Source organism: Bradyrhizobium sp. Kon10 (genome assembly GCF_055807395.1).
Genome location: NZ_JBVVOZ010000036.1, coordinates 17,376 through 40,726 on the forward strand (window position 1 = coordinate 17,376; position 23,351 = coordinate 40,726).

Consider the following 23,351-nt stretch of genomic DNA (forward strand, 5'->3'; position numbering starts at 1 on the left):
TTTGCATGATCGCGTCCTAACTGGCCGGCTTCAGCCTGACGAACATGTAGCGCGAGTTGCCCCAGTTCGGCACGGGGTTGGTATAGGGATTCTCCGAGGTCGGAAATCCGGTCCAATAGGTCTGATCCATAGCGGTGAACACGTTGTAGGCCATCAGCGGAATGGTCGGCATCTCCTTCACGGCGAGCTTGACGTACTCCTTGCCGAGCTCGATCGATTTTGGATCGTCGAATCCGATAGTGCGGATCTCCTCGATGATCTTGTCGAGCGCGGGATTGGACCAGCGCTGCCAGTTGCGGAGCGGCTGCGGCTTGCCCGGCTCGGCAACAAACTCCGAATGCCAACTGTCGAGGAAATAGGACAGGTCCTGGTTGCCGCCCCAGGTCTCGACGCTCCAGCCGATGAACGTATCGAAATCGCCCGCGGCCCGCCGCGTGGGCAGCGTCCCCTGTGCGACGTCGATCCTGGCATCGATGCCCGCCTGCTTCCAGAGCTGCACGATCATCGTTCCGGCGCGGGTCATCACCGGGCGCAAATCGCCTTCGACCATGACACGGACGCTGAACGGCTTTCCGTCCGGCGTCATCCAGGCGCCGCCTCGCTTGGTGAATCCGGCTTTCTCGAGAAGCTCCTGCGCGGCGCGCGGATCGGTTTTCCACCAGCCCCTGCCGAACGCCTTGGCGATCTCGGCAGGATCGGACGGAATCTGCTCGCCCATGGAAGGTCGCAACATGTCGGCAATCTGTTTGCCGATCGTCGGGTCATAAGGCCTGATCTTGCGCTTGCCGGTATCGATCTCGAATGTCTTGAGCCAGTCCTCCATCGGTCCATGATAGGTCGCCGGATGGGTTCCGGTCGGCGGCACCCCGATCGCAGAGATGGTGGCGGCGCCGCGATAGGCCGCCATCGCCACCGCCTTGATGTCGATCAACAGCGCCAGCGCCCATCGCACATCCGGATTCTTGAAGTTTTCATTCTGGGTGTTGAAGATCACAGCTGGAAGCGTCGGATCGGGGTGACCGTAGGGAAAGCCCTTGAACCATGCCCGCGTCGTCTTGCTCTGCTTGGCGAGGGCAAACATGCCCTCGGGCGCGATGTCGTGAATCACGTCGAGCTCGTGGTTGAGCTGGGCGATCACCCGCTTTTCGGGCGGTCCAGGATCGACATAGGCGAGATATTTCGGACCTGGTTTGCCAAACCGCGCAAGCGTGGTGCGCTGCCAATCGTCGCGGAGTTGCCAAATGTACCACTTGCCGTCCGGATCGTAGCTATGCAGCACATAGGCGCCGAGCGAGATCGGCTTGTTGAAGTCGAACTTGACCGGATCCGCCACCTTGTCGAACACGTGTTTGGGCAGGATCCACACCGCACCCCAGCGCACGGTGAAGTTGGCATGGAAGCGTGAATTCGGTTTCTTGAGCTTGAAGATCACGGTGTGAGCATCGGGAGCGCTCACCGACGCAACGTTGCTCGCCAGCACCGCACTGAAGCGCATCGCCGGATTGTTGATCTGTGTCGTGACCGTCGAGACGACATCGTCGGCGGTGAATTCGACGCCGTCGCTCCAGAAGATGCCGCTGCGGAGCTTGACCGTCATTTCGGTGAAGTCGGCATTGTAGTGTGGCTTCTCCGCTGCCAGCGAATTATCCCAGACCCCGTCGATGCCGCTCTCGGGATCGATGTACCAGAGCGTGTCGAGGGCGACCTGCTGGAGTCCGTTGGACTGCGATCCGGCATTGATGGTCCAGATGTTGAACCAGCCTGCGTTCTTCACCGTCCCTTCGGGGTTTTCCAGGATCAGCAGATCCTTCCTCGGAATGTCTTGCGGAATACCCTGCGCCAGGCCTGGCGTCGCGAAAAGCAACGGCAGCCAGGCGACCGCACACGCAACCGCCAGCAACATACGACTGCAGCGCATCATGCCCTCCCGGTGCGGCTCTTCTCGGGCTGTATTTGCCGGGATGCTAGAGGCACCGGAGTCGATGAACAACACAAATGTTGGGTCACGGAGAACAGCGCTGCACGCACCGGCTTGCCATGTGCGTGATCGTGTTGCGGTGCGCCCGAACATCAATGACGCCGCCGACCCGAGGTGCTCCGGACGAAGATGTCGAGAGGCTTAACCCAAGGGGTCGGCTCACAGGGAGCGCGAAGGCGAGGAGACCCGACACTCGGCCGGGAAGCAAGTTGTTCTCACTTCTGCTGGGCAGGAGCCTGGGCGTTCGAATTGTTCGGATTCTGCTTGTTGGCCTCGTGGTGGCCGATGGCGCAACCGGCCGCGGCGCCGACCTTGCCGTGTCCGGCCATGTGGCCGGCAATACCACCGACGATGGCCCCCTTGATGCAGCCCTTGGCATCGGCGCCAGGCGCAAAGGCGATCGAGAGCGCAGCCGCGAAGGCCACTGCCATGGTCCATTTCATTTGCATTCTCCGGTCCTGGGTTGATCGTGAAGATCAACGCGGCGCGGGCGAACTCCGTTCCGGGCGCACGGCTTCCGTCCAAACCGGCGCTGGACCGAATGCTTCAGCGCCGACGCGCGACCCACATCCCGAACAGGAACGCGGCGAAGAGCGACTGCAGCGGGGCCTTGACGGTCATCTTGCGCAACTGGTCCGCCCAGCGGATTGCCGCATCTTGCGACGGCGACTGCTGCGCTCGCCGGCGTGGCCCGGAACTGTTCTCAGTGGCGTCGATCTCGTCGGTCAGCCCGGAGGCTTCGGTCATTGCCGAGGCTTCCTTCATATCCGTGTCCATGCGTCTCTCCCACTTGGCGGTTCAGCCCAACCGCCGGCCGGGAATGGTCGTTCCACCTGCCTGCAGCAATTGCGAGCGCCTCGCTCCGGAGCTCGCGGAACCAATCCCAAGTTCGGGATTTCAGTCCTTCACCAGAGAGGTTGCGGCACAGAGAGCGCGAAGGCCGAAGGCATGAAATGGATGCTCGTGGTCCTGGTGGGCGGCGTAACCCCGGTCAATACCGACCTGGTGTTCGACAAGTTCTCTGAATGCCTGGCGGCCGAGGAGCAGATGCGCAAGCACTATGCGGACGCATTCGAGGCTTGGGATCGATTGGCCGCCGGCAGCATCGAGCGGCGGCGGGACTACTCGAAGGCTCGCGATCTGCAGGCCAAACGGCTGTTGAGCAACATCGGCACATGCGTCCCGCACGGCGGTGGCGGCGACCAGCCCGCCGTCGCCGCGACCCAGCAGCCGGCGGCGACGCCGTCTCCGCACCCGGCCGCGCCACAGCCGTCGCCCACACCTCAGCCCAGCCCCTGACTGTGCCGTCAACGTCGCTCCGAAAGCATGAGGGCGTAGTCGCAGTTAGGCGCTCGCTTGGACTCGCGGCTTGAAGAGGTCTCTGTCCCCTTGTAGCGGCAGACGTTGCGGGCGCCCGATCAGGTAACCTTGCATCTCGTCACACTTCATTGCCGCCAGCATAGCGAACTGCTCCTCGGTTTCGACCCCCTCCGCCAGCACTGGAATCCCGAAGCTGTGGGTCAGGCCGATCACCGCGCGAATAATCCCTATCGACTTTTCGCTGGTACCGAGGGTCGCTACGAAGCTGCGATCGATCTTGATGCGGTCGAGCGGAAACGCGTCCAGATATGACAATGAGGAGTAACCCGTCCCAAAATCATCCAGGGCAATCAGGACTCCGAGTAATTTGAGTCGGTTCAGCGTTTCTCTTGCGCGGCCGACGTCCTCGATCAGTACGCCCTCTGTGATTTCCAGTTCCAGGCGGGCCGGCGCAAGTCCGCTTTCTCGCAACGCCGATTTCACCTGTCTTTCAAGATTTTCCCGGCGAAATTGAGCCGCAGAGATGTTGACCGCGATCCTGAGCGGCGTGCTCCATGAAGCCGCTGCGCGACAGGCTTCCTTGAGAACCCATTCGTCGATCCTGGCGATCAGCCCGCTCTCTTCCGCAACCGGAATGAACTCGCCCGGTGCAATGACGCCTCGGACAGGATGCTGCCAGCGCACCAGCGCTTCGTGGCCCACGATGCCGCGGACATGATCCACCTGGGGCTGGTACTCGACGAACAGCTCGCCGTTCTCCACGGCCGAGCGCAGATCGTGCTCGACGGCACGACGTTGGCGCAGCTGCTGATCCATCGCACTTGTGAACAGGCGGACGGCGCCCCGGCCGTCATGCTTGGCACGGTAGAGTGCCGCGTCCGCGTTGGCGAGCAGCGAGACCGCATCCTCTCCATCCCGTGGAAACACTGCGATGCCGACACAGAGGTCGAGTTCCAGACAATGACCGTTGGTTTCGATCGGAACGGCAAACGCCTCACGCATCCTTTTGGCCAGGAGCTCGGCAGCGCCCGGCAGCGGAAGTTGTTCCGTAATGGCCATGAACTCGTCGCCCCCGACGCGGGCAACATAGGCTCCTTCGGCAGCGTGCTTCAGCCGCCGGGCCGTCTCGCGCAGGACAGCGTCTCCGATCGAATGCCCGAACAGATCATTGATGTCCTTGAAGCGATCGAGGTCGATACACAGGACGCCCACGCTGCTAGCGCTATCGCGCGCCCGGTTCATCGCGGCAGTCAGGGCTCCGTCGAGCGCGGTCCGGTTCGGCAGTTCGGTCAGGGCGTCATGGGATGCCAGATGACCGATCCTGCGTTGGCTTCGGTTGCGCTCGGTCACATCGAATGCGGCTACGACCTGCGCAAGCTTGCCTTCGTACATCAGAGAACGACGTTCGACGACCACTTCCAGTTCGTCGCCGCCGCGGGTCTTGTGAGCCGCAACGTCCTGCTCACCATCGCAGCGCCCCGCCTCGCCGCTATTCAGACCCGGCTCGGTCATCGCGAGCAACTCGTCCTGCTTGTATCCGTAATGGCTGCACATCGCGGCGTTCGCGGCGAGAAAGCGCTGCGAACCGGCCTCCGCCACCCACATCGGGATCGGGTTCTCTTCGAAAAGCAGCCTGAAGGATGCTTCGCGCCGCTTGAGCTCGGTAATATCGATGCGCACCCCGATACTGCCGCCATCCGCCGTTCGTCTTTCCTCGACGCGCAGCCACCTGTCTCCCGGAAGCCGCTGCTCATGCGAGGACTGCGGCAGGTTGTGCCAGGCGAGCCGTTCGCTGAGCCACTCGTCCTCTCTGCCCAGCGCGTCCGCGTATTGCCCGCGCCGCAGCCCCGCTCGCAGCATCTCCTCGAACCGGACACCTTCCGCGAGTGCGTGGTTGCTGGCCGAGTAGAAGTCGGCGTACTGGCGGTTCCACAGGACCAGTCGATCTTCCTTGTCGAAAACCGCAAGTCCTTCCGGAACGACGTCGAGCGCTTCCTTCAGATGCGCGTGCGCCGCTCGCGCGGCGGCTTCGGCCCGCTCTGCGGCCGCCTTCGCAGCGGCGAGCGCCTCTTCAGTCCGATATCGCTCCGTGACGTCTTCGTGGGTGGCGACCCAACCGTTGTCCTCCATGGGTCGATGACGGATGCGAACGATCCGCCCATTGGCAAGCTCGACAGTCGTATCCGAGTTTCGATTGATCACATTGTCGCTCGTGCGCCAGCTTAGATACGCCTCCTCGGACATTTTCGGTGCACTGCCGATACCGTATCGCAGCTGAACGATCTCTTGCAGGCGCATGCCGGGCGTCACGCTTTCCGGACTGAGAGCATAGATCTCGAGATATTGCCGGTTGCAGACGATGAGGCGCTGCTGCCCGTCGAAAAAGCAAAGACCCTGGGACATGTTGTTCAACGCGGTGGTGAACCGGTCCGCAAATTCGTCGGCCTTCGACTTCTCCTCGATTGCACTCTTTTCCGCGGCTCGCGCACGCCTGCCTTCTTCGGCCGAGTTAGCCTGCTCCTCGATCAGCCCTTCAAGATTGCGAAAATTGATGTTGAGCATTCGCGCCAGCAAGACCAGGAGCAGCGCCAGATTCAGCCCCAAGCAGAGCTGCAGGGGCTCACCCGAAAACAGCAGCCGCGCCGAGATCGGCACGCCCGCGATCAACATCGACAGCCGCGAGGCAGCCGGGAAGCTGCCAAGACAATACGACGTGCCGATGCAGCCCATGAACACCAGCAACGCCAAAGGCGCGCGCAGCGCCGGCTCCACGGTCTCCATCAGCGCCAATATCCAGCAGACGAATCCCGAGGTGAGAACGGCGGCAAAAATCCGCATTCGAGAGAGATTGCTGAAGGCTTCTTCGGGAGTAACCTCGCATGCGCGCATGCGCAGCCATTGCACCATTCGCACCATGCAGACCGCAACAAGAACTGCCGGCAGCGCGAATCTCAGCCAGGGTGAACACTCCCTCGGCAGGACCCAGGCCACACTGAAGCTGTCGAGCAACAGCACTGCGTAGAGGACAGGAACCTGCTTTCGGAGAACCTTGAATTGTTCCACCAGCAGCGCGCGATCGACCGGGGTCGTAAGACGCCCGACCGAGAACAAGTTCCATATTTTGCTGAGTTCCATGTGCCGCTCCGCCCGCAAAGCAGGCTAGGAGAGACTCTGGAAACATCGCGTAAATGGCGTTGGTATTCCGCGCGTTAAGCGGCAAATGGCGCGGTGGGCACCGGTATTTAGCACCAGCAAACTAACATATGTTAGTTTGCGGAGCATGAACCGAGGCACGTCATGCATCGAGCAGGACCTGTCGTTTTTTGAACGTGCGCCTCTCATAGCTCAAAGCACGCGGGCGATTTTGACCTGCATCGGCATCCCCGTACGGAAGCGAAAAGCCGCGCTTGAGCCGGGGTCGACCGACATGTTGCGCAAGTCGAGCGCAATGTGTATTAGATTCCATCATAGTACACATCTCGGCGACATGGCCATGCGCACCAATATCGAGATCGACGATACGCTGATGGCAGAAGCCCAGAAGGCTTCCGGGCATGCGACCAAAAAGCAGACTGTGGAAGAGGCGCTCCGTTTGATGATTAAGCTGCGAGGGCAGCACGAGGCCGGCGCAGCCTTCGGCAAATACCACTGGCGCGGCAATCTCGCCCGGAGCCGCAAAGGGCGAGGAACCGGGTGATCGTTGTCGACACCAGCGTCTGGATCGACTTCCTCAACGGGCGGAGTGCGCCTCATGTGCGGCGACTGGGCATGGTACTCGGCGTGGACGAAATTATCGTGGGGGATTTGATGCTTTGCGAAGTGCTGCAGGGGCTGAGCACCGCCCGGGCGGCTCAGGAAGTCGAGGCCCTGCTGCGCCGCTTCGACATTGTGCCAATGGTTGGCGATGCGATCGCGGTCGCGGCGGCCCGCAATTTCCGTACATTGCGCGCACGCGGGATCACTGTCCGCAAGACAATCGACCTGCTGATCGGCACCTGGTGCATCGAGAACAGCGCGCCCCTGCTACACAACGACAGCGATTTCCGTCCGATGGCGCGTTATCTGGGCCTGGTCGAAGTGCCGGTTACAATGTGAGAGGGCGATCCGGGATTGCCTGCCCTCTACGTCACGGGCGATTGGCCGAAGAGTAGTCGTGGTTCGCGCGTTGGTGAAAAAGACGCAAAAGACCCCACGCGCCGAGATCGAGCTCGCGCTGCAGCGAGCCAAGGAGGTCACATGACAATCCCGTTCGAAAAACTCAAAGCTCGTCTCCTGGCCAACCCGAAGGTCAAGGCGGAGTACGACGCGCTGGCGCCGGAGTTCGAGATTGCCGCCGAGTTGCTCAGGGCTCGCCTGCGCGCAGGTCTCTCGCAAACCGAACTGGCCGACCGGATGGGGACCAGCCAATCCACCATCGCGCGGCTTGAAAGCGGTCAAACGCTACCAAGCACGAAGACGCTGCTGCGCTATGCCGCGGCAACCGGCAGCAAGTTCCACGTGCCGCTGTCGGTGGCTTGATGCGGCGCTTGCGCGTCAATCGGTGACAATATCATGCAAAATCGCAAAATGGCGCGCCATTCGGAATAAAACCGCGAACTTATACCTTATTGAGATCGCACTATAATCTCGTTAGGCGCCGCACGGAATATTCATGCAGGTCGCCGATGCAGCCCGGGCACGCGCTACCATGCGTATCGCACCGTGCTTTTGCCTGCATAGCTGCGGGTGCCCGCTCACCACGCATACCGTGCGACGCCCTTGCTGGTATAGCTTTGGGAAACACCGGAGAATTCGCCCTCGAAGGTGGCGGCAAGCGAAAAGCCGCCAATCCATTTTATTTCGGCGGACGCGGTGGTCAGCGCGGCGTCGCCGGCCTGTCCGGCGCCATTGACGACGAATGACGCCCCCGGCAGCGTTTGAAACGTCGCGGCGATCGCGCGATCGGTGGTGAAGTCGTGTGCCCATGCGACGCGGCCGCGCAGCATCAAGATGGCATCGGTCAGCGCATACGATTTGTCGGCACGAATACCAAGTTCGGTGCGGGTTGCGGTCGCGGTTTTCGCGCCGTAGGTCAACGCGAATGTGTTGGTGCCGCTGACGGCCTGCTCGGCATAAGCGGGCAAGGCGTAAGTGGTGAATTGTCCGGCGGCATAGGGCGTGATCCCGACCGACAACGTCGCAAAGCGATAGCCGCCTTCCAAACGACCGGAAAACGCGTTGGCGTTGAACTTCGCGCGCAACTGATCGTCGCCGGCAACGGAGACAGTCCGGTCAGTTGTGACATTCTGCCAGCCATAAGCCAAGGCAGCCACCATGTAGGCCGGACCTATCGTGTGACGAATGAACAAGCCGGCTTGGAACAGATCGGAGTGACCCGTGCCCCCATTCGAGACGCTGAAATTGGTGCCACCGCCGGCTAAGGCAAAGCCTGCCAGCGTCGACTGCGAGAGCAGATAGTCGGCACCCGCAGCCATACCGTAAACACGGCCGGTCGCGCCGCTCGAGCCGGGCGCGGCATCGCCATTGGTGGTTCGGGAGCCGCCAAAACCAGCACCCCAGACGCTCCAGCGCTGATCGAAGCTGGCCGCCGGCGCTTTGCCGGGCATCATCGCAAAGGCGGGCGAAGCACCGGGCGCGCGGGTTTCGTCAGCGAATTGCGGGGGCGCCGATGGCCCAACCACTTCGCCACGTCTGCCCATCATAGGATCGGTCATCGCCCCCAGAAACAGACCCATCGCATCAAACGTCGTCTGTTGCGAGCCGGTGGCCAGTTCGCCTGAGACCTGCGTCAGGCCGGCTGGCGTCAGCGACCCGAACACCGCCGGAATGCCGCCGGTCGTATTGAAGAAGTTTGTCAGCGAATTGGCGACGTTCTGCTGATTGATGCTGAGACCGCTATATTGCAATGCGAGGTCTAGATTGAGGTAGGCGTTGTTTGCGTCGTAGCTCAAGTTCGACCTGAAACCGGATGGCAGGTTGGTGTTGACCACCACCGAACCGAACGTGCCGCTGACGCCGCCGGTAGCGTTCAAGATCGTGTACCTTTTAACGACGTAACTACCTGGAGCGAACGACGCGTTCACCGTGGCGCCGCCGAGCGTCGCGGTGCCCGTTACATTTGTGAGGTCGGCCGCCGTCGGCGAGACCTCCACAAGGTAATGTGCAGCCGAAGTGAACGCGAGGTTGCCCTGCACGGTCAGCGTGCCGATCGAATTGCCGGGCGACAGCGTGCCGCCATTGACGGTGGTGTTGCCGACTGTGCCGGCGCCGCCGAGGACGCCGCCGCCCGACACCGTAACGGCAGAGCCGGCGAGCGAACCGTTCACAGCCAGCCGGCCGCCCGTAACGTTGGTGACACCGGTGAAGCCGCTGGAATCGGCGGTGAGGATCGTGGTGCCGGCGATCTGATTGATCGTACCCTTGCCGCCAATGACCGGCGTAAAGTCATAGCCCGCGCTGGTGTGATTGAAGTTGATGCTGCCGGCACCCAACCCAAAGCCAACGGTTGGGGTGCTCAACGTTCCGGGCGCGGCGGCGGCGCTAGCCGCATCGGCTCCAATGTTGAGTGCTCCAGTCGAACCGGCCGAGGCTGCGATAGCGATGCCGCTCGGCGCCGATACGGTGCCGCCATTCGAAACCGTGAGCGCACCGCTGCCACCGAAGCCGACAAAGACGCCACCGGTGCTCGTCCATGCTGAATTCGCGCCAGTCACCGTCATCACGCCAGCCCCGCCGGTGGCAGCGCCTAGATATCCGTCGCCTGTGATGACGGTACCCCCGTTCGAAATCGTCATCGCGCCGGTGCCGCCAATGCCGACGAACAGAAAAGCGGGAGTCGTCCACGACGACCCAGTGCCGTCGATCGTCACGGTGCCGATCGCGCCGGCGGCTTGGCCCAGGATACCGGCGCCGTTGCTGCTGCTCATCGCGCCGCCATTCGAAACCAGAAGCGAGCCGGTGCCGTTTGCACCAACGGTCAAATCGAAAGCGCCGAAAGACCAGGCTGAACCGGCGCCCGTCACCGTGACTGCGCCGCTCGAACCAGCGATGTTGCCGATCGCGCCGCCGTCACTCGTGATGGACGAGTTGCCTGAAACCGTCAGTATGCCGATACCCGAAAAGCCGACGTTGAGAGCTCCCGTGCTCGACATTGCCGAATGGCCCGTGAGGCTAACGGTGCCGGTGCCGCCCGCAACGCCAATGAAGACGCCTGCGGCCGCTGCCTGGCCTTGGTTGGAAAGCGTCAGCGTGCCGGTACCCTGGGTGCCGACGGTCAGAGTCGACGTATTCGTCCAGGTCGAGCCGAGGCCGTTCACGGTCGTCGCGCCGATGCCACCGGTATTCTGGCCGACGACGCCCTGTGCATCGCTGACCACGCCGCCGTTCAAGATCTGAAGCGTGCCGGTGCCGAAGTTTCCGATCACGACCTGGTTGCCGATTCCTGTCGTGGTCAGGGTCGAGCCTGTTCCTGTCACGGTCACCGTGCCAGTCGAACCGGCCTGATCGCCGGCCGTGACGCTTGCGGCGCTGACGGCGCCGCCGTTGGATACGGTCAGCGTGCCAGTGCTCGAGCTGCCGATCGTAACACCCAGGTTGTTGGTCCAGGTCGATCCCGCGCCGTCAACCGTGACAGTGCCGTTACCGCCGGCAAAATTACCGATCGTACCAGTATTGCTGATGACCCTCGCGCCATTCGAGACCGTCAACGTGCCAGTGCTAGATTGGCCGACGTTGAGAGCCCCGCTGGTCGACAATGCCGAATTGAGATCGGTGACGTTGACCGTACCAGTGCCATCTACGACACCAATGTAGGCCGCGACGGCGGTGACTTGGCCTTGGTTCGAAATCGTCAGCGTTCCGGTCGATTGAAGTTCACCAATTCCGAGAATTGCGCTGTTCGTCCAGGTCGAACCCAGACCATCCACGGTCACCACTCCGGTGCCGGCAACACTGTTACCAACGAAGCCGGACGCATCGCTGACGACACCGCCGTTCAAAATCTGAAGCGTACCTGCGCCCAGGTTACCGATCACGACCTGACTGCCGGCACCCGCTGCGGTGAGAGTCGATCCCGATCCCGTCACGGTCACCGCGCCAGTGGCTGCGGAGGTGTTGCCGGCCGTAACACTGAAAGCGCTGAGGGCGCCACCACCCGATATCGTAAGAGCACCGGTCGCCGCTTGACCTACAATGACGCCGTTGCCGGCGGCGCCTGCTGCGCCGATCACCGTCGGATTGGGTGCGACCGTGTCAATGACAACCGTAGTTGCGGCCGTCGGCACCGTGTTCGCGCTCCAGTTGCCGCTCGCAAACCAGTCGGTGGATGTCGCGCCGGTCCATGTCTGCGCCTGCGCCGGCGATGCGAGTGGCAGGCCAGCGAGTGCCGTTCCAGCCAGCAGCAAGGCCGCAAACCGTCGCGCGTGCTGCTGCAGATGGAAGCGGGGGCAGCTGGGGAGCGATGTCGTCATGGCAAAAAGACTTTCAAATGAACGCCGACGGATGCCGCGGAAAGTAGGCGGGCAGACCGTAGCGGGCCGACTCGGCACGGCGCTTGGTCTGAATGACGTGATGAGTTGGGCTAGGCGGCAAAGAAGGCCATCGCCGAGCCGATGTTGCTGATCGGCAACTGTACTGACTTGGTCATCCGACCCGCGCAACGTGCCGGGCACCTAACGGCTAGACCAATGAAATGCTCTCAGCCCGCGGCATCGTCAGGCCGGCGGCCCGCAGCGCGTATATCGGATGGGGTCGCACGGTAGCGCCGCCGAAACGCATGATTGAAATAGGACAGATCCCCGAACCCCGCTTCGAAGGCGATGGTGCTGATCATGTAGCCGGCAAAGCGCGGATCAACGAGGCAACGATGGACTCTGGCGAGGCGCTGACCCAGCACGAAATCAGTGAACGTTGTCTCCTCGCTCTGGAAGAGCGTCCGGATGTAGCGCGGCGATATACCGTGCCGCGAGGCAAGGGCGTCGATCGACAGATCGTGCCGGGTGAGATTGGCAAGGATATCGGCCTGGACCGCGAGCAGCCGTGCGGCGCGAACGCCGCGCCCCTTGGCAACTTCGGTGGCATCCCGTGTTGCTCCAAGTGCCAGCGCCACGAGATCCTGCACGTGCGAACTTGTCGCCGCCTGCAATTCCAACGACATGGAACTAAACTCGCGTTGCAGTAACCTGACGTAGCCGGTCAAAAGCCGAAGCGCCTCGTTGTCTCGCGAGATAAGCTGCATCAGGACATCGTCTATATTTGCAACGACCTGCGTGAGGACGGTTCGCGACATGGCAATTGTGAGAAAATCGATCGACGAGTTGTAAAGCGCGCCTCCGGGCACGGCGTTCGACCACAGAACAGCTTCCGACTTTTGAAACGAAACTTCTCGTTTTCCTTGATGCGTAACGGCTTGTCCGCTGAGAAGAATGCCGAGCACAAGGTCGTCGCTACCGTCGGCGGCGAGGGCCCGTGTCCTGGCAATCCGGTTGGGAGAACTGGAAACCGATGCGACCGTCAGGTTCGGCATTGCATAGATCTGAGCTTCGCTTCGAAACGGCCCGCTGCCGATCGACTCCATTTCCATCTTGACGACGGTGCGCCCAAAAACTTCCCGCCACACCGAAAGCCGATCGCGCTCTGGCAACTCGTCGGTCGAAAAGCGGAAAAATCCCGCACCCTCTTGCACAGCAGCCCCTCCGGCCGCCTCTTTAGCGACGTCGAAGCAAGGTACCGAGAAGAAGCAGACGGCCGCTTGGGCTGAATGACATATCGCCTTGGGCTGTGAGGAACAGCCGAACTCAACTGCGTCAGCCTGTGGTTGGCTTAGTCGGCCCGCTATCCATCGTTGCGCCGGGCAGCGGCCCGTACGTCGGATGGGGTCGCTCCATAGCGTCGGCGAAAGCGATGATTGAAATAGGAAAGATCGCCAAAACCAGTTTCGAACGCAATTGCACTAATCAGACGATCGCCGAATCGTGGATCGACCAGGAGCGCATGGGCACGGGCCAACCTCTGGCTCAGCACAAAATCTGTGAAGGTCGTCTCCTCGCTCTGAAAAAGCGAACGGACATAGCGCGGAGAAAGACCATGGCGCGCGGCGATCGCGTCAAGCGAAAGCCAGCTTGAGGCAGCGTTGGCGATCGCGTCCGCCTTGATTGCCTGCAGACGCGCAATTCGCACCCCGCGACCGGTCGCGATCTCAGCAGCCTCCCGGGTCGCACCCAAGGCGAGAGCGGCGAGGTCATGGATATGGTCGGCCGCGCTCCGTTGCAGAACGGGAGGCGATCGGGTCAGTTCGCTGCCGACAATCTGCAGGTAAGACGTCAGCAGCCGCAACGCCGCATTATTCACTGACATCGGCCGCAGGAGGAAATCGTCAGCATCCGCAAGCTGCGGAGCAAGCCTCTTACGCTCGAAGCGAAGGTTGATGAGTTGCGTACGCGTATGTCCGGCAAAGCTTCCCGGCTCGTCGTTCGTCGTCAAGATCGCCTGGCCATTGCTGATAGTCGCTTGTCTGCCACGTTGCCCGGCCGTACCGACGCCCTCCTGCAGAATGACGAAAACAAGATCATCGTTGTTGATCAATGCACGGGTGAGCCGATTGCGCATCGGAGAGAGAGAACCGGATGCCATGCCGAGCCCCGGCAATGCCCGCAATGTCATGTCGACATCGAATTCGGTACCACGCTCGGGCTCGATCTCGATCTTGAGAAGCTTTCGCCCGAAGACTTCGCGAAATGCCTCCAGCCGCTGCGCGGCCGGCAATGCACCGGTGGCAATTCGAAGACTATCCATCCGATCCCCAAAAGAGGCGTTCCAGCGATCAATAAGCAAATAGCTTGCCGCTGATTCCGCAGCGAGGGAATTGTCGGATAGACCCGGTTCAACCCAAGCACGATGCTAGACGACTTCTTTTTTCTTGCTAGATCGTCGCCTGGATTCTGTACACAGGGATGAAGGCCGGTAATGTCGCGTACGCGCTGCGGCTACTCAGGTGATTGTGGACCGGATTGAAGTAGCCGATGACGCGATACGTATCATCGGCGACAAGGCGCCCTTCATATAGGCGATCGCTGGCCAAGGGTAGCGGCAGGGGCCGTTCACAGTTCTGTACCGAAATGGCGCGCCCGGAACGATTCGAACGTCCGACCCTCAGATTCGTAGTCTGATGCTCTATCCAGCTGAGCTACGGGCGCGTGTTTCGCGAACAGCGTTGGCGGGCATGGCCCGCACGCAGCCTCCGGACGGCGCCGGAGGGGTGCGAAAGAGCGCCCTGACTAACCGCTCTTGTCGCGATTGGCAAGGTCCGGGTGGGAGAGATTTTGCCCGGACATGGACAGTCTATCCCCGTCATTCCGGGGCTCGCGAAGCGAGAACCCGGAATGACGGGCAACTCGGCCGATGGCCGACTACGCCCGCGCCCGCTCGTTGCGGATCGAGAGCAGCTCCACCGGGCGATCGGGGATGACGATCCGGAAGGTGGCGCCGATGGTGCCTTCAACCAGGTGGATGTCGCCGCCATGGGCGCGGACCAGCTCGGCGGCGATGGCCAGGCCAAGGCCGCTGCCGCCGGGGCGGCCCGACGTCTGGAACGCCTCGAACAGGTGCTCCCGAGTCTTTTGGGGAACGCCGGGGCCGGTGTCGGAGACCTCCAGGATGGCCACGGCGCCCTCGCGCTTGCCCGTGATCCTGATCTGCTGCGGGCCGCCGTCGCCGGAGGCATGGCTTTCCAGCGCCTGGGCGGCGTTGCGGACGAGGTTGAGCAGCACCCGGAACAGCTGGTCGGGGTCGGCATCGACGGCGAGCCCACGCTCGATGGCGGCGACCCAGGCGATCGAGGCGTCGGAGGCGAGACCCGCGGTCTCGCGGACCTCCATGACGACGGGCTCGATCAGCATCATGCGGCGGTCGGGCGCGGCCTCCTGGGCGCGGCCGTAGGACAGCGTCGACTGGCAGAACGCGATGGCGCGCTCGAGCGAACGCACGAGCTTTGGCGCAAAACGCTGCACCCGCGGATCGGGCACGCTGGCAAGCTGGTCCGACAACAATTGCGCCGAAGCGAGCAGGTTGCGCAGATCGTGGTTGATCTTGGAGACGGCGAGGCCGAGGGCGGCGAGCCGGCTCTTCTGATGCAGCATCGACATCAAATCGCGCTGCATGTCCGACAATTCGCGCTCAGCGACCCCGATCTCGTCGCTGCGCTGGCTCGGCACGATGATCCGCGCCGAACTCTCGGGATTTTCGTGGAATCCGACCAGGCTCGCCGTCATCCGCCGCATCGGCCGCACGAACAGATAATGCAGCGCGAGGTAGACGAGGCCCGCGGTCAGCACCGCGATGATCAGCGCGACCACCACGACGTTGCGGGAGAAGCGATACATCGATTGCCGCAGCGGCAGCTCGTCGGTGACGATTTCGATGAACTGGGCGTTGCCGACGCCGGGGCCGACGATGCGGATCGGCTGGTTGCCGGTCTCCAGCATCATCTGGAACGAGCCGGTGATCGCCTCCCACGCGGTGATGTCGCGCAGGTCGATGTCATGCTCGATCGTGGCCGGCAAATTGTCGCTGGCGAGCAACCGGCGCTGCTGTCCCATCTTGATCGCGACGGCGCGCGCGTTGATGCTTTTGAGGATCTCGCGCGACAGCGAATCGGGGACCATGCCGAGCGGCGCCGCATCGAGCACCAGTGCCGCCGTGTTCGCCGCCGCGACGCGGTCGTTGAGCCGGTTGACCCAGAAGTTGGCGATGGCGGGGACATAGAGCAGGCTCGCCGCGATCATCACCAGGGGGACGGTCAGCAACAGCAGCTTGCCGGACAGGCCGAGCCCCGTCGGTCCGCGCGACCGTGTTACCGGCGGGTCCGGCTGATCCATGACCCGATCGAAATCTTGGGTCGGCTGGAGGTCTGTCGCCACGAGATTCGCCCCTGCTGGCCTTGGATTCGGAGGATGCGACCCGCCCGGGAGCCGGTCAAATTACAGATCGCTCATCTGCCGAGGTCGGATGTAAGCGCTGATCCGGCGAGCCGCTACCTCAAGAGTTAAAACCCCGCCGAAACAGTGATATTCATCCGGCCTGCGCGGTCCTGCGGCGTTGACGAAGGCAGGACGCTCCCTTATAAGCCGGCCAAATTGTCCGCGATGACCCGGCGTGATGTCGGGAGCGGCTCTCTTGGGGCCGGAAATGGCCCATTTTGGGCCGCATCTTCCGGACTTTACCATCAATTCTACAGGCAAATTGCCCGGTCAGCGGAGAAAAACCCGTGAAGCGGACTTATCAACCCAGCAAACTGGTGCGCAAGCGCCGTCACGGATTCCGTGCCCGTCTCGCCACTGCCGGCGGCCGCAAGGTTCTCGCCGCCCGACGCGCGCGCGGCCGCAAGCGTCTGAGCGCCTGAGCCAGACCCCCTTTTTGGGATTTCATCATGGATCGGCTGAGGCAGCGGGCGGATTTCCTCGCCGTTGCTAATGGCGCGCGGGTGAATAGTCCCGCGTTCGTCCTACAAAGCCTTGACCGCCAAAGCCTTGACCGCGACGACAGCGGCCCGATCCGGATCGGCTTCACCGTTACCAAAAAGAACGGCAACGCCCCCGAGCGCAATCGCATCCGGCGCCGGCTTCGCGAACTCGTGAAGCGGCTCGATCCGGTGTCGATGCAGCCCCATCATGATTATGTGCTGGTCGGACGCAGGGACGCGCTGTCGCGCGACTTCGCGACCATGCTCGACGATCTGCGCATAGCGTTCACAAGGCCCGCGCGGCATACGCACAAGGGGCGCGGTTCAAAGCCAGCTCCCGGCTCCGCCGCAGCCAGCCGCAAACCCGATTGATGACGAGACAATAGTGATGACCGACAATCGCAATACCATCCTCGCCGTCATTCTATCGGGCCTGGTGCTGATCGCCTGGCAGTATTTCTATAACGTGCCGGCGATGGAGAAGCAGCGCGCCCAGCAGCAGACGCAGGCCGAGCTCCAGAAGACCACGCCGCAGCCGACCGCGTCCGCGACGCCAGGCGCCACGCCGCAGTCCGGCACGTCGCCGGCGCCCGCGACGACGCCGGGCGCGAACCAGCAGGTGCAGCCGGTCGTCAGCCGCGACAGCGCGATTGCAGCCAGCCCGCGCGTGAAGATCGACACACCCCGCCTCGCCGGCAGCATTGCCCTGAAGGGCGGCCGCATCGACGACCTCGCGCTGGTGCAATTCCGCGAAACGGTCGACCCGAAGTCGCCGGCGATCATCCTCTATTCGCCCTCTGGCACCGCGGAGCCCTATTACGCCGAGTTCGGCTGGGTGGCGGCAACCGGCGTGACGGCCAAGCTGCCGGATGCCCAGACCACGTGGCAGCAGGACGGCAGCGGCAGCCTGACGCCGTCGACGCCGGTCGTGCTGAAATACGATAATGGCGAGGGCCTCACGTTCCGCCGCACCATCTCGGTCGACGACCACTATCTCTTCACCGTCAAGGACGAAGTGAGCAATGTCGGCAATACGCCGGTCAAGCTGTTTCCGTTCGCGCTGATCTCGCGCCACGGCACGCCGCATGTCTCCGGCTATTACATCCTGCATGAAGGCCTGATCGGCTATCTCGGCGACCACGGCTTGCAGGAATACGCCTACAAGAAGATCGACGAAGCCAAGCAGGTCAACTTCAAGGCCATCAATGGCTGGCTCGGCATCACCGACAAGTACTGGGCCTCGGCGCTGTTGCCCGACACCAATGCGCAGCTCGAGGCGCGGTTCTCGTCGAACCTCACCGGCAATGTGCACACCTACCAGACCGACTATCTGCTCGATCCCGTCACCGTCGCGATCGGCGGCACCGCGACCGCGAACGCACGGCTGTTCGCCGGCGCCAAGGAAGCCGGCGTGGTCGGCGTGTTCCCGTTCGCAGGCCTCGGCGGTTACAACAAGGAGCTCGGGCTCAACCATTTCGATCTCTTGATCGACTGGGGCTGGTTCTACTTCATCACGAAGCCGATGTTCCTCGGTCTCGACTTCTTCTACCGCTTCTTCGGCAATTTCGGCATCTCGATCCTGCTCGTGACCGTGATCGTGAAGCTCTTGTTCTTCCCGCTGGCGAACAAGTCCTACGCCTCGATGGCGAAGATGAAATCGATCCAGCCGCAGCTTGCGGTGCTGAAGGAGCGCTATCCCGACGACAAGGTGAAGCAGCAGCAGGAGATGATGGAGATCTACCGCAAGGAGAAGATCAATCCGGTCGCCGGCTGTCTTCCCGTGGTGATCCAGATCCCGGTGTTCTTCTCGCTCTACAAGGTGCTGTTCGTCACCATCGAGATGCGGCACGCGCCGTTCTTCGGCTGGATCAAGGACCTCTCCGCGCCAGATCCGACCAACCTGTTCACCCTGTTCGGGTTGCTGCACTACGATCCGACCCAACTCCCGCTGTTCGGCCATTATCTCGCGCTCGGCATCTGGCCCATCATCATGGGCATCACGATGTGGTTCCAGATGAAGCTGAACCCGACGCCGCCGGATCCGACCCAGCAGCTGATCTTCAACTGGATGCCGCTGATCTTCACCTTCATGCTGGCAGGCTTCCCGGCGGGCCTCGTGATCTACTGGGCCTGGAACAACACGCTGTCGGTGCTCCAGCAGAGCTTCATCATGCGCCGCAACGGCGTGAAGGTGGAGCTGTTCGACAATCTCAAGGCGACGTTCGCGAGGAAGGCGACGTAGCGATCGTCATTGCGAGGAGCCAAGCGACGAAGCAATCCAGAGTCCCTCCCCGGGTGCATTTCTGGATTGCTTCGCTTCGCTCGCAATGACCAGGCAGACAATTGAAAGTCTTCGCATGAATGACGAAACCGATGCGAAGCTGATCGAGGCCGGGCGAAAGCTATTCACCCGCGACTGGCAGTTCATCTGGGCCTCGCCCTCGATTGCGACGCTGCCGCCGATGGCGGGGCTCGAGATCGCCTTTGCCGGCCGCTCCAATGTCGGCAAGTCGAGCCTGATCAACGCGCTCACCGGCCGCAACGCGCTCGCGCGCACCTCGCACACACCGGGCCGCACCCAGGAGCTGATCTTCTTCGAGGTCCCGGGCAAGACAGATTTGCGCCTGGTCGACATGCCCGGCTACGGCTATGCCAAGGCGCCCAAGACCCAGGTCGCGTCCTGGACCGACCTGATTCACAAATTCCTGCTGGGCCGCGCGTCACTCGCACGCGTCTACCTGCTGATCGATGCACGCCACGGGCTGAAGGACGTCGATCTCGAAATCCTGGGCACGCTCGACCGCTCGGCCGTCAGCTATCAGATCGTGCTGACCAAGGCCGACCAGGTGAAGGCCTCCGAGCTCGCCGAGCGGATTGCCGAGACCGGGGTGGTGCTCGCCAAGCATGCCGCCGCGTTTCCGGATGTGCTGACGACCTCCTCGCGCTCCGGGGCCGGAATGGCCGAGCTGCGCGCCGCGATGGCGAAGCTGCTGGAAGAGCGGAGCTCTTGATGGCTGCGTTGCGCCCGCTGATCGCGCTCGCCGGTCTGATGGGCGCCGGCGGGGTCGTGCTGGCCGCCGCTTCCGCACACGGCGCCGACGCAGGCCGGCTTGCCTCGGCAAGCGCCATGCTGCTGTTTCATGCAACTGCCATCCTCGCGACCGTCGCGCTGATCGAACGCGGACTTCTGCACGGCGGAATTGGCCTTGTGGCGGCGTTCGGCTTCATGCTCGGCCCGGCGCTGTTCGCGGGCGACCTCACCGTGCGGCAATACGCCGGGCATTCGCTGTTTCCCTACGCCGCGCCGACGGGCGGGACGACCATGATCGCGAGCTGGCTGGCCGTGACGCTGGCGGCGGTGGTGCGGCGGAAGTAGTGTCCCTTTCTTCCTTCTCCCCTTGCGGGAGAAGGTGGCGCGCGTAGCGCGCCGGATGAGGGGTCTGCCTCAGCGGATAGAAACCCCTCACCCGTCTCGCCGCTGTCGCGGCGATCCACCCTCTCCCACAAGGGGAGAGGGTAAAGACTCTCACTTTGCGCGTCGTCCGCCAATCGGATAGAACGCAGGCCGCGTTTGTCCCGCCAGCGAGATCCGCCTCATGACCGAAATTTCCCCGCTCGACCAGGCCCGCATCCTGTCCGAAGCGCTGCCGCACATGCAGCAGTATGACGAAGAAACCATCGTCATCAAATATGGCGGCCATGCCATGGGCGACGAGGAGACCGCAAGGAATTTTGCCCGCGATATCGTGCTGCTCGAGCAGACCGCGATCAATCCCGTCGTGGTGCATGGCGGCGGGCCGCAGATCGCGACCATGCTCAAGCGCCTCGGCATCGTCTCGGAATTCGCCGCGGGCCTGCGGATCACCGACGCCGCGACCATCGAGATCGTCGAGATGGTGCTGGCCGGATCGGTCAACAAGCAGATCGTCAGCTACATCAACGGCGCCGGCGGCAAGGCGGTGGGCCTCTGCGGCAAGGACGGCAACATGGTGACCGCGACCAAGACGACGCGGACCATGGTGGACCCCGATTCGCAGATCGAAAAGGTGGTCGATCTCGGCTTCGTCGGCGACCCCGAAAAGGTCGATCTCACGCTGCTGAACCAGCTGATCGGCTATGAGCTGATCCCGGTGCTGGCGCCGCTCGCGACCTCGCGTGACGGCCAGACGCTGAACATCAACGGCGACACTTTTGCCGGCGCGGTTGCCGGCGCGCTCAAGGCAAAGCGCCTGCTGCTGCTGACCGATGTGCCGGGCGTGCTCGACAAGTCGAAGAAGCTGATCCCGCAGCTCTCGGTGAAGGATGCGCGAAAGCTGATCGCCGACGGCACCATCTCCGGCGGCATGATCCCGAAGGTCGAGACCTGCATCTACGCGCTCGAGCAGGGCGTGCAGGGCGTCGTCATCATCGACGGCAAGATGCAGCACGCCGTGCTGCTCGAGCTCTTCACCAACCAGGGCACGGGAACGCTGATCCACAAGTGATGAGCGAACGCGAGCAGCGGAAGAAGGTCGTCATGCCCGGGCTTGACCCGGGCATCCACGACTCTCCGTGGGCGCTGCTGCGCGTGGATGGCCGGGACAAGCCCGGCCATGACGAGCGGGGGGTGAGGCCACACCGCCGCTCAGCGCTGACACGTCTCCTGATGACGCTGCCAGCCGCGGCCGTCTCGTTCGTGTTCTCCTCCGCGCCGGCCTTTGCCGACCTCAAGATCTGCAACCGCATGTCCTATGTCGTCGAAGCCGCGATCGGCATCGACGACAAGGCCGCGACCGCGACGCGCGGCTGGTTCAGGATCGATCCCGCGACCTGCCGTGTGGTGGCGCAGGGCACGCTGTCCGCCGACCGCATCCTGCTCAACGCCCGCGCGCTCGGCGTCTATGGCGCCTCGCCGATCCCGCAGAACGGCAACGACATGCTGTGCGTCGCGCCGGACAATTTCGTCATCGCCGCCGCGCGGCAGTGCCGCAGCGGCCAGACCCAGGCCGCCTTCACGCAAGTGACGCCGACGCAAGGCGATGACGGCAATCTCGTGGCTTATCTCGCCGAGGATTCCGAATATGACGACGAGCAGGCGCGACTGGCCGGCATCCAGCGGCTGCTCGTGATCGCCGGCTATGATGCCGCGCCGATCGACGGCGTCGACGGACCGAAGACGCAAGCGGCCCTTGCCGCCTTCCTGAAGAGCCGCGGGCTGCCGTCCGACGTCGTGTCCTCGCCGAACTTCTTCAAGACCATGGTCGACGCGGTGCAGACGCCCTCGCCGAGCGGCCTGACCTGGTGCAACGACACGCCGCACAAGGTGATGGCCGCGGTCGCCACCGACGACGGCAAATCCGTGACCAGCCGCGGCTGGTATCGCATCGATCCCGGCAAATGCCTGCATCCGGATGTGACCGGACAGCCGAAGCAGATCTTCAGCTTCGCCGAAGCCATCGACGCCGACAACCGCAGCATCAAGCTCAAAGACAGACCGCTGAACTGGGGCGGCGACAGGCAGCTCTGCACGCGCGAGACCAAGTTCGAGACCAACGAGCAGACCGATTGCGCGGCGCGCGGCTTCGCGGCGACTGGATTCGGCGCAGTGGATATGTCGAGCGGCGGCAAGACGCTGCGCTTTGCGGTGCCGTGATGGATTGCGCTGTGGTCAGAACGCGCGCGCCACAAACACCAATGTCGTCCCGGCGAAAGCCGGGACCCATAGCCACCGAATTGCCTTTGGCGAAGAACGACGACCAGAGTGCCCCATTGACAGATCACGCGGTATGGGTCCCGGCCTTCGCCGGGACGACGACGGAATGTCTGGCGGCTGCCACGCCAACTGATAGAGAGCCGCAATGAAATCCACCCGCACCTTCACTCACGTCGACACCTGGGTGTTCGACCTCGACAACACGCTCTACCCGCATCACGTCAATCTGTGGCAGCAGGTCGATGCGCGGATCGGGGAGTTCGTCTGCAATTGGCTGAACGTAAGCCCGGATGAAGCGCGCAAGATCCAAAAGGATTATTACCGGCGCTTCGGCACCACGATGCGCGGCATGATGAGCCTGCATGGCGTACGCGCCGACGATTATCTCGCTTACGTCCACAAGATCGATCACTCGCCGCTGGAGCCGAACCCGGCGCTCGGCGCTGCCATCGCAAAGCTGCCCGGACGCAAGCTGATCCTGACCAACGGCTCGGTCGACCATGTCGATGCGGTGCTGGCGCGGCTCGGCCTGGCCGCGCATTTCGACGGCGTGTTCGACATCATCGCCGCCGGCTTCGAACCGAAACCGGCGCCGCAGACCTATCAAAGATTTCTCGCGGACCATGCGGTCGATCCCGCGCGCGCCGCGATGTTCGAGGACCTTGCCCGCAACCTCACCGTCCCGCATCAGCTGGGCATGACCACGGTTCTGGTGGTGCCGGATGGCACCAAGGAGGTGGTGCGTGAAGATTGGGAGCTGGAGGGCCGCGATGCCGCCCATGTCGACCACGTCACGGATGATCTGGCGGGGTTTTTGGCCAAGCTGTCTGCCAAATAACCGCTGTCGTCCCGGGCAAGCGTAAGCGCAGACCCGGGACCCATAGCCACAGGGAGTGGTTGTAGCG

Annotated in this window: 21 protein-coding genes and 1 tRNA gene; 13 read left to right on the top strand and 9 right to left on the bottom strand. The window is 62.9% G+C overall.

The features are described from left to right. Nucleotides 1–16: 16 nt before the first annotated feature. The 3 genes from AC0L2O_RS31135 to AC0L2O_RS31145 form a co-directional block, all read right to left on the bottom strand. Nucleotides 17–1,918 (bottom strand): ABC transporter substrate-binding protein, encoded by a 1,902-nt coding sequence (locus tag AC0L2O_RS31135; protein WP_473372458.1) that lies wholly within the window; start codon nucleotides 1,916–1,918, stop codon nucleotides 17–19. 275 nt (nucleotides 1,919–2,193) lie between these two features. Next, nucleotides 2,194–2,421 carry a hypothetical protein gene (locus AC0L2O_RS31140; RefSeq protein ID WP_409190933.1) on the bottom strand — a complete coding sequence of 76 codons (228 nt, stop codon included), beginning with the start codon at nucleotides 2,419–2,421 and terminating at the stop codon, nucleotides 2,194–2,196. A gap of 103 nt (nucleotides 2,422–2,524) precedes the next feature. Beyond that, the gene (locus tag AC0L2O_RS31145) at nucleotides 2,525–2,755 is read right to left on the bottom strand and encodes a hypothetical protein (protein WP_369719624.1); all 231 of its coding nucleotides are present in this window, start codon (nucleotides 2,753–2,755) and stop codon (nucleotides 2,525–2,527) included. 171 nt (nucleotides 2,756–2,926) lie between these two features. Between AC0L2O_RS31145 and AC0L2O_RS31150 the strand changes: the two genes are divergently transcribed. Then, complete coding sequence (locus tag AC0L2O_RS31150) at nucleotides 2,927–3,277, top strand: hypothetical protein (protein ID WP_409190934.1); 351 nt, start codon at nucleotides 2,927–2,929, stop codon at nucleotides 3,275–3,277. 45 nt (nucleotides 3,278–3,322) lie between these two features. On the opposite strand, the gene AC0L2O_RS31155 is transcribed toward AC0L2O_RS31150, so the two are convergent. Next, complete coding sequence (locus AC0L2O_RS31155) at nucleotides 3,323–6,433, bottom strand: EAL domain-containing protein (RefSeq protein ID WP_473372459.1); 3,111 nt, start codon at nucleotides 6,431–6,433, stop codon at nucleotides 3,323–3,325. A 358-nt stretch (nucleotides 6,434–6,791) separates the two neighbouring features. On the opposite strand from AC0L2O_RS31155, the gene AC0L2O_RS31160 reads away from it, so the two are divergent. From AC0L2O_RS31160 to AC0L2O_RS31175, 4 genes are all read left to right on the top strand, one after another. Beyond that, nucleotides 6,792–6,995 carry a type II toxin-antitoxin system VapB family antitoxin gene (locus AC0L2O_RS31160; protein ID WP_409190936.1) on the top strand — a complete coding sequence of 68 codons (204 nt, stop codon included), beginning with the start codon at nucleotides 6,792–6,794 and terminating at the stop codon, nucleotides 6,993–6,995. Next, a complete protein-coding gene (gene vapC / locus AC0L2O_RS31165) occupies nucleotides 6,992–7,393 on the top strand; it encodes a type II toxin-antitoxin system VapC family toxin (protein ID WP_473372460.1) in 402 nt (133 codons plus the stop codon). The genes AC0L2O_RS31160 and vapC overlap by 4 nt, the downstream gene beginning before the upstream one ends. 73 nt (nucleotides 7,394–7,466) lie before the next feature. Further along, a complete protein-coding gene (locus tag AC0L2O_RS31170; RefSeq protein WP_473372483.1) occupies nucleotides 7,467–7,538 on the top strand; it encodes a hypothetical protein in 72 nt (23 codons plus the stop codon). After that, the gene (locus tag AC0L2O_RS31175; RefSeq protein WP_473372461.1) at nucleotides 7,535–7,816 is read left to right on the top strand and encodes a helix-turn-helix domain-containing protein; all 282 of its coding nucleotides are present in this window, start codon (nucleotides 7,535–7,537) and stop codon (nucleotides 7,814–7,816) included. Before AC0L2O_RS31170 ends, AC0L2O_RS31175 begins: the two co-directional genes overlap by 4 nt. 215 nt (nucleotides 7,817–8,031) lie before the next feature. Here AC0L2O_RS31175 and AC0L2O_RS31180 read toward each other — a convergent pair whose 3' ends face one another. The 5 genes from AC0L2O_RS31180 to AC0L2O_RS31200 form a co-directional block, all read right to left on the bottom strand. Then, nucleotides 8,032–11,580, bottom strand: a complete 3,549-nt coding sequence (locus AC0L2O_RS31180; protein WP_473372462.1) for an autotransporter domain-containing protein — start codon at nucleotides 11,578–11,580, stop codon at nucleotides 8,032–8,034. 413 nt (nucleotides 11,581–11,993) lie between these two features. Continuing rightward, nucleotides 11,994–12,980 carry an AraC family transcriptional regulator gene (locus tag AC0L2O_RS31185; protein WP_473372463.1) on the bottom strand — a complete coding sequence of 329 codons (987 nt, stop codon included), beginning with the start codon at nucleotides 12,978–12,980 and terminating at the stop codon, nucleotides 11,994–11,996. Nucleotides 12,981–13,129: 149 nt separating this feature from the next. After that, a complete protein-coding gene (locus tag AC0L2O_RS31190) occupies nucleotides 13,130–14,089 on the bottom strand; it encodes an AraC family transcriptional regulator (protein ID WP_473372464.1) in 960 nt (319 codons plus the stop codon). A gap of 324 nt (nucleotides 14,090–14,413) precedes the next feature. Then, nucleotides 14,414–14,490 (bottom strand) — tRNA-Arg (locus AC0L2O_RS31195). Nucleotides 14,491–14,703: 213 nt separating this feature from the next. Next, nucleotides 14,704–16,170, bottom strand: a complete 1,467-nt coding sequence (locus AC0L2O_RS31200) for an ATP-binding protein (RefSeq protein ID WP_473372484.1) — start codon at nucleotides 16,168–16,170, stop codon at nucleotides 14,704–14,706. Between the two features lie 389 nt (nucleotides 16,171–16,559). On the opposite strand from AC0L2O_RS31200, the gene rpmH reads away from it, so the two are divergent. The 8 genes from rpmH (at nucleotide 16,560) to AC0L2O_RS31240 (ending at nucleotide 23,284) form a co-directional block, all read left to right on the top strand. Next, complete coding sequence (gene rpmH, locus AC0L2O_RS31205) at nucleotides 16,560–16,694, top strand: 50S ribosomal protein L34 (protein WP_008542748.1); 135 nt, start codon at nucleotides 16,560–16,562, stop codon at nucleotides 16,692–16,694. A 27-nt stretch (nucleotides 16,695–16,721) separates the two neighbouring features. Next, on the top strand, nucleotides 16,722–17,126 hold the full coding sequence (gene rnpA / locus AC0L2O_RS31210; protein ID WP_409190939.1) for a ribonuclease P protein component: 405 nt from the start codon (nucleotides 16,722–16,724) through the stop codon (nucleotides 17,124–17,126). A gap of 16 nt (nucleotides 17,127–17,142) precedes the next feature. Further along, nucleotides 17,143–18,996, top strand: coding sequence for a membrane protein insertase YidC (yidC, locus tag AC0L2O_RS31215; RefSeq protein WP_369719628.1), 1,854 nt, complete (start codon nucleotides 17,143–17,145; stop codon nucleotides 18,994–18,996). 115 nt (nucleotides 18,997–19,111) lie between these two features. Further along, nucleotides 19,112–19,765, top strand: coding sequence for a ribosome biogenesis GTP-binding protein YihA/YsxC (yihA, locus tag AC0L2O_RS31220; protein ID WP_409190940.1), 654 nt, complete (start codon nucleotides 19,112–19,114; stop codon nucleotides 19,763–19,765). Beyond that, on the top strand, nucleotides 19,765–20,130 hold the full coding sequence (locus AC0L2O_RS31225; RefSeq protein ID WP_473372465.1) for a DUF423 domain-containing protein: 366 nt from the start codon (nucleotides 19,765–19,767) through the stop codon (nucleotides 20,128–20,130). The genes yihA and AC0L2O_RS31225 overlap by 1 nt, the downstream gene beginning before the upstream one ends. A 220-nt stretch (nucleotides 20,131–20,350) precedes the next feature. Continuing rightward, nucleotides 20,351–21,238 (top strand): acetylglutamate kinase, encoded by an 888-nt coding sequence (gene argB, locus AC0L2O_RS31230; protein ID WP_369719631.1) that lies wholly within the window; start codon nucleotides 20,351–20,353, stop codon nucleotides 21,236–21,238. Nucleotides 21,239–21,270: 32 nt separating this feature from the next. After that, complete coding sequence (locus AC0L2O_RS31235) at nucleotides 21,271–22,386, top strand: DUF1036 domain-containing protein (RefSeq protein ID WP_473372466.1); 1,116 nt, start codon at nucleotides 21,271–21,273, stop codon at nucleotides 22,384–22,386. 205 nt (nucleotides 22,387–22,591) lie between these two features. After that, complete coding sequence (locus tag AC0L2O_RS31240; RefSeq protein WP_473372467.1) at nucleotides 22,592–23,284, top strand: pyrimidine 5'-nucleotidase; 693 nt, start codon at nucleotides 22,592–22,594, stop codon at nucleotides 23,282–23,284. The last annotated feature ends 67 nt before the right edge of the window (nucleotides 23,285–23,351 follow it).

What these genes read in the sequence shown, in the direction of transcription:
- AC0L2O_RS31135 (WP_473372458.1), bottom strand. Translation starts at nt 1,918, where the DNA reads ATGCGCTGCAGTCGTATGTTGCTGGCGGTTGCGTGTGCGGTCGCCTGG.
- AC0L2O_RS31140 (WP_409190933.1), bottom strand. Translation starts at nt 2,421, where the DNA reads ATGAAATGGACCATGGCAGTGGCCTTCGCGGCTGCGCTCTCGATCGCC.
- AC0L2O_RS31145 (WP_369719624.1), bottom strand. Translation starts at nt 2,755, where the DNA reads ATGGACACGGATATGAAGGAAGCCTCGGCAATGACCGAAGCCTCCGGG.
- AC0L2O_RS31150 (WP_409190934.1), top strand. Translation starts at nt 2,927, where the DNA reads ATGAAATGGATGCTCGTGGTCCTGGTGGGCGGCGTAACCCCGGTCAAT.
- AC0L2O_RS31155 (WP_473372459.1), bottom strand. Translation starts at nt 6,433, where the DNA reads ATGGAACTCAGCAAAATATGGAACTTGTTCTCGGTCGGGCGTCTTACG.
- AC0L2O_RS31160 (WP_409190936.1), top strand. Translation starts at nt 6,792, where the DNA reads ATGCGCACCAATATCGAGATCGACGATACGCTGATGGCAGAAGCCCAG.
- AC0L2O_RS31175 (WP_473372461.1), top strand. Translation starts at nt 7,535, where the DNA reads ATGACAATCCCGTTCGAAAAACTCAAAGCTCGTCTCCTGGCCAACCCG.
- AC0L2O_RS31190 (WP_473372464.1), bottom strand. Translation starts at nt 14,089, where the DNA reads ATGGATAGTCTTCGAATTGCCACCGGTGCATTGCCGGCCGCGCAGCGG.
- AC0L2O_RS31200 (WP_473372484.1), bottom strand. Translation starts at nt 16,170, where the DNA reads ATGGATCAGCCGGACCCGCCGGTAACACGGTCGCGCGGACCGACGGGG.
- rnpA (WP_409190939.1), top strand. Translation starts at nt 16,722, where the DNA reads ATGGATCGGCTGAGGCAGCGGGCGGATTTCCTCGCCGTTGCTAATGGC.
- yidC (WP_369719628.1), top strand. Translation starts at nt 17,143, where the DNA reads ATGACCGACAATCGCAATACCATCCTCGCCGTCATTCTATCGGGCCTG.
- yihA (WP_409190940.1), top strand. Translation starts at nt 19,112, where the DNA reads ATGAATGACGAAACCGATGCGAAGCTGATCGAGGCCGGGCGAAAGCTA.
- AC0L2O_RS31225 (WP_473372465.1), top strand. Translation starts at nt 19,765, where the DNA reads ATGGCTGCGTTGCGCCCGCTGATCGCGCTCGCCGGTCTGATGGGCGCC.
- argB (WP_369719631.1), top strand. Translation starts at nt 20,351, where the DNA reads ATGACCGAAATTTCCCCGCTCGACCAGGCCCGCATCCTGTCCGAAGCG.
- AC0L2O_RS31235 (WP_473372466.1), top strand. Translation starts at nt 21,271, where the DNA reads ATGCCCGGGCTTGACCCGGGCATCCACGACTCTCCGTGGGCGCTGCTG.
- AC0L2O_RS31240 (WP_473372467.1), top strand. Translation starts at nt 22,592, where the DNA reads ATGAAATCCACCCGCACCTTCACTCACGTCGACACCTGGGTGTTCGAC.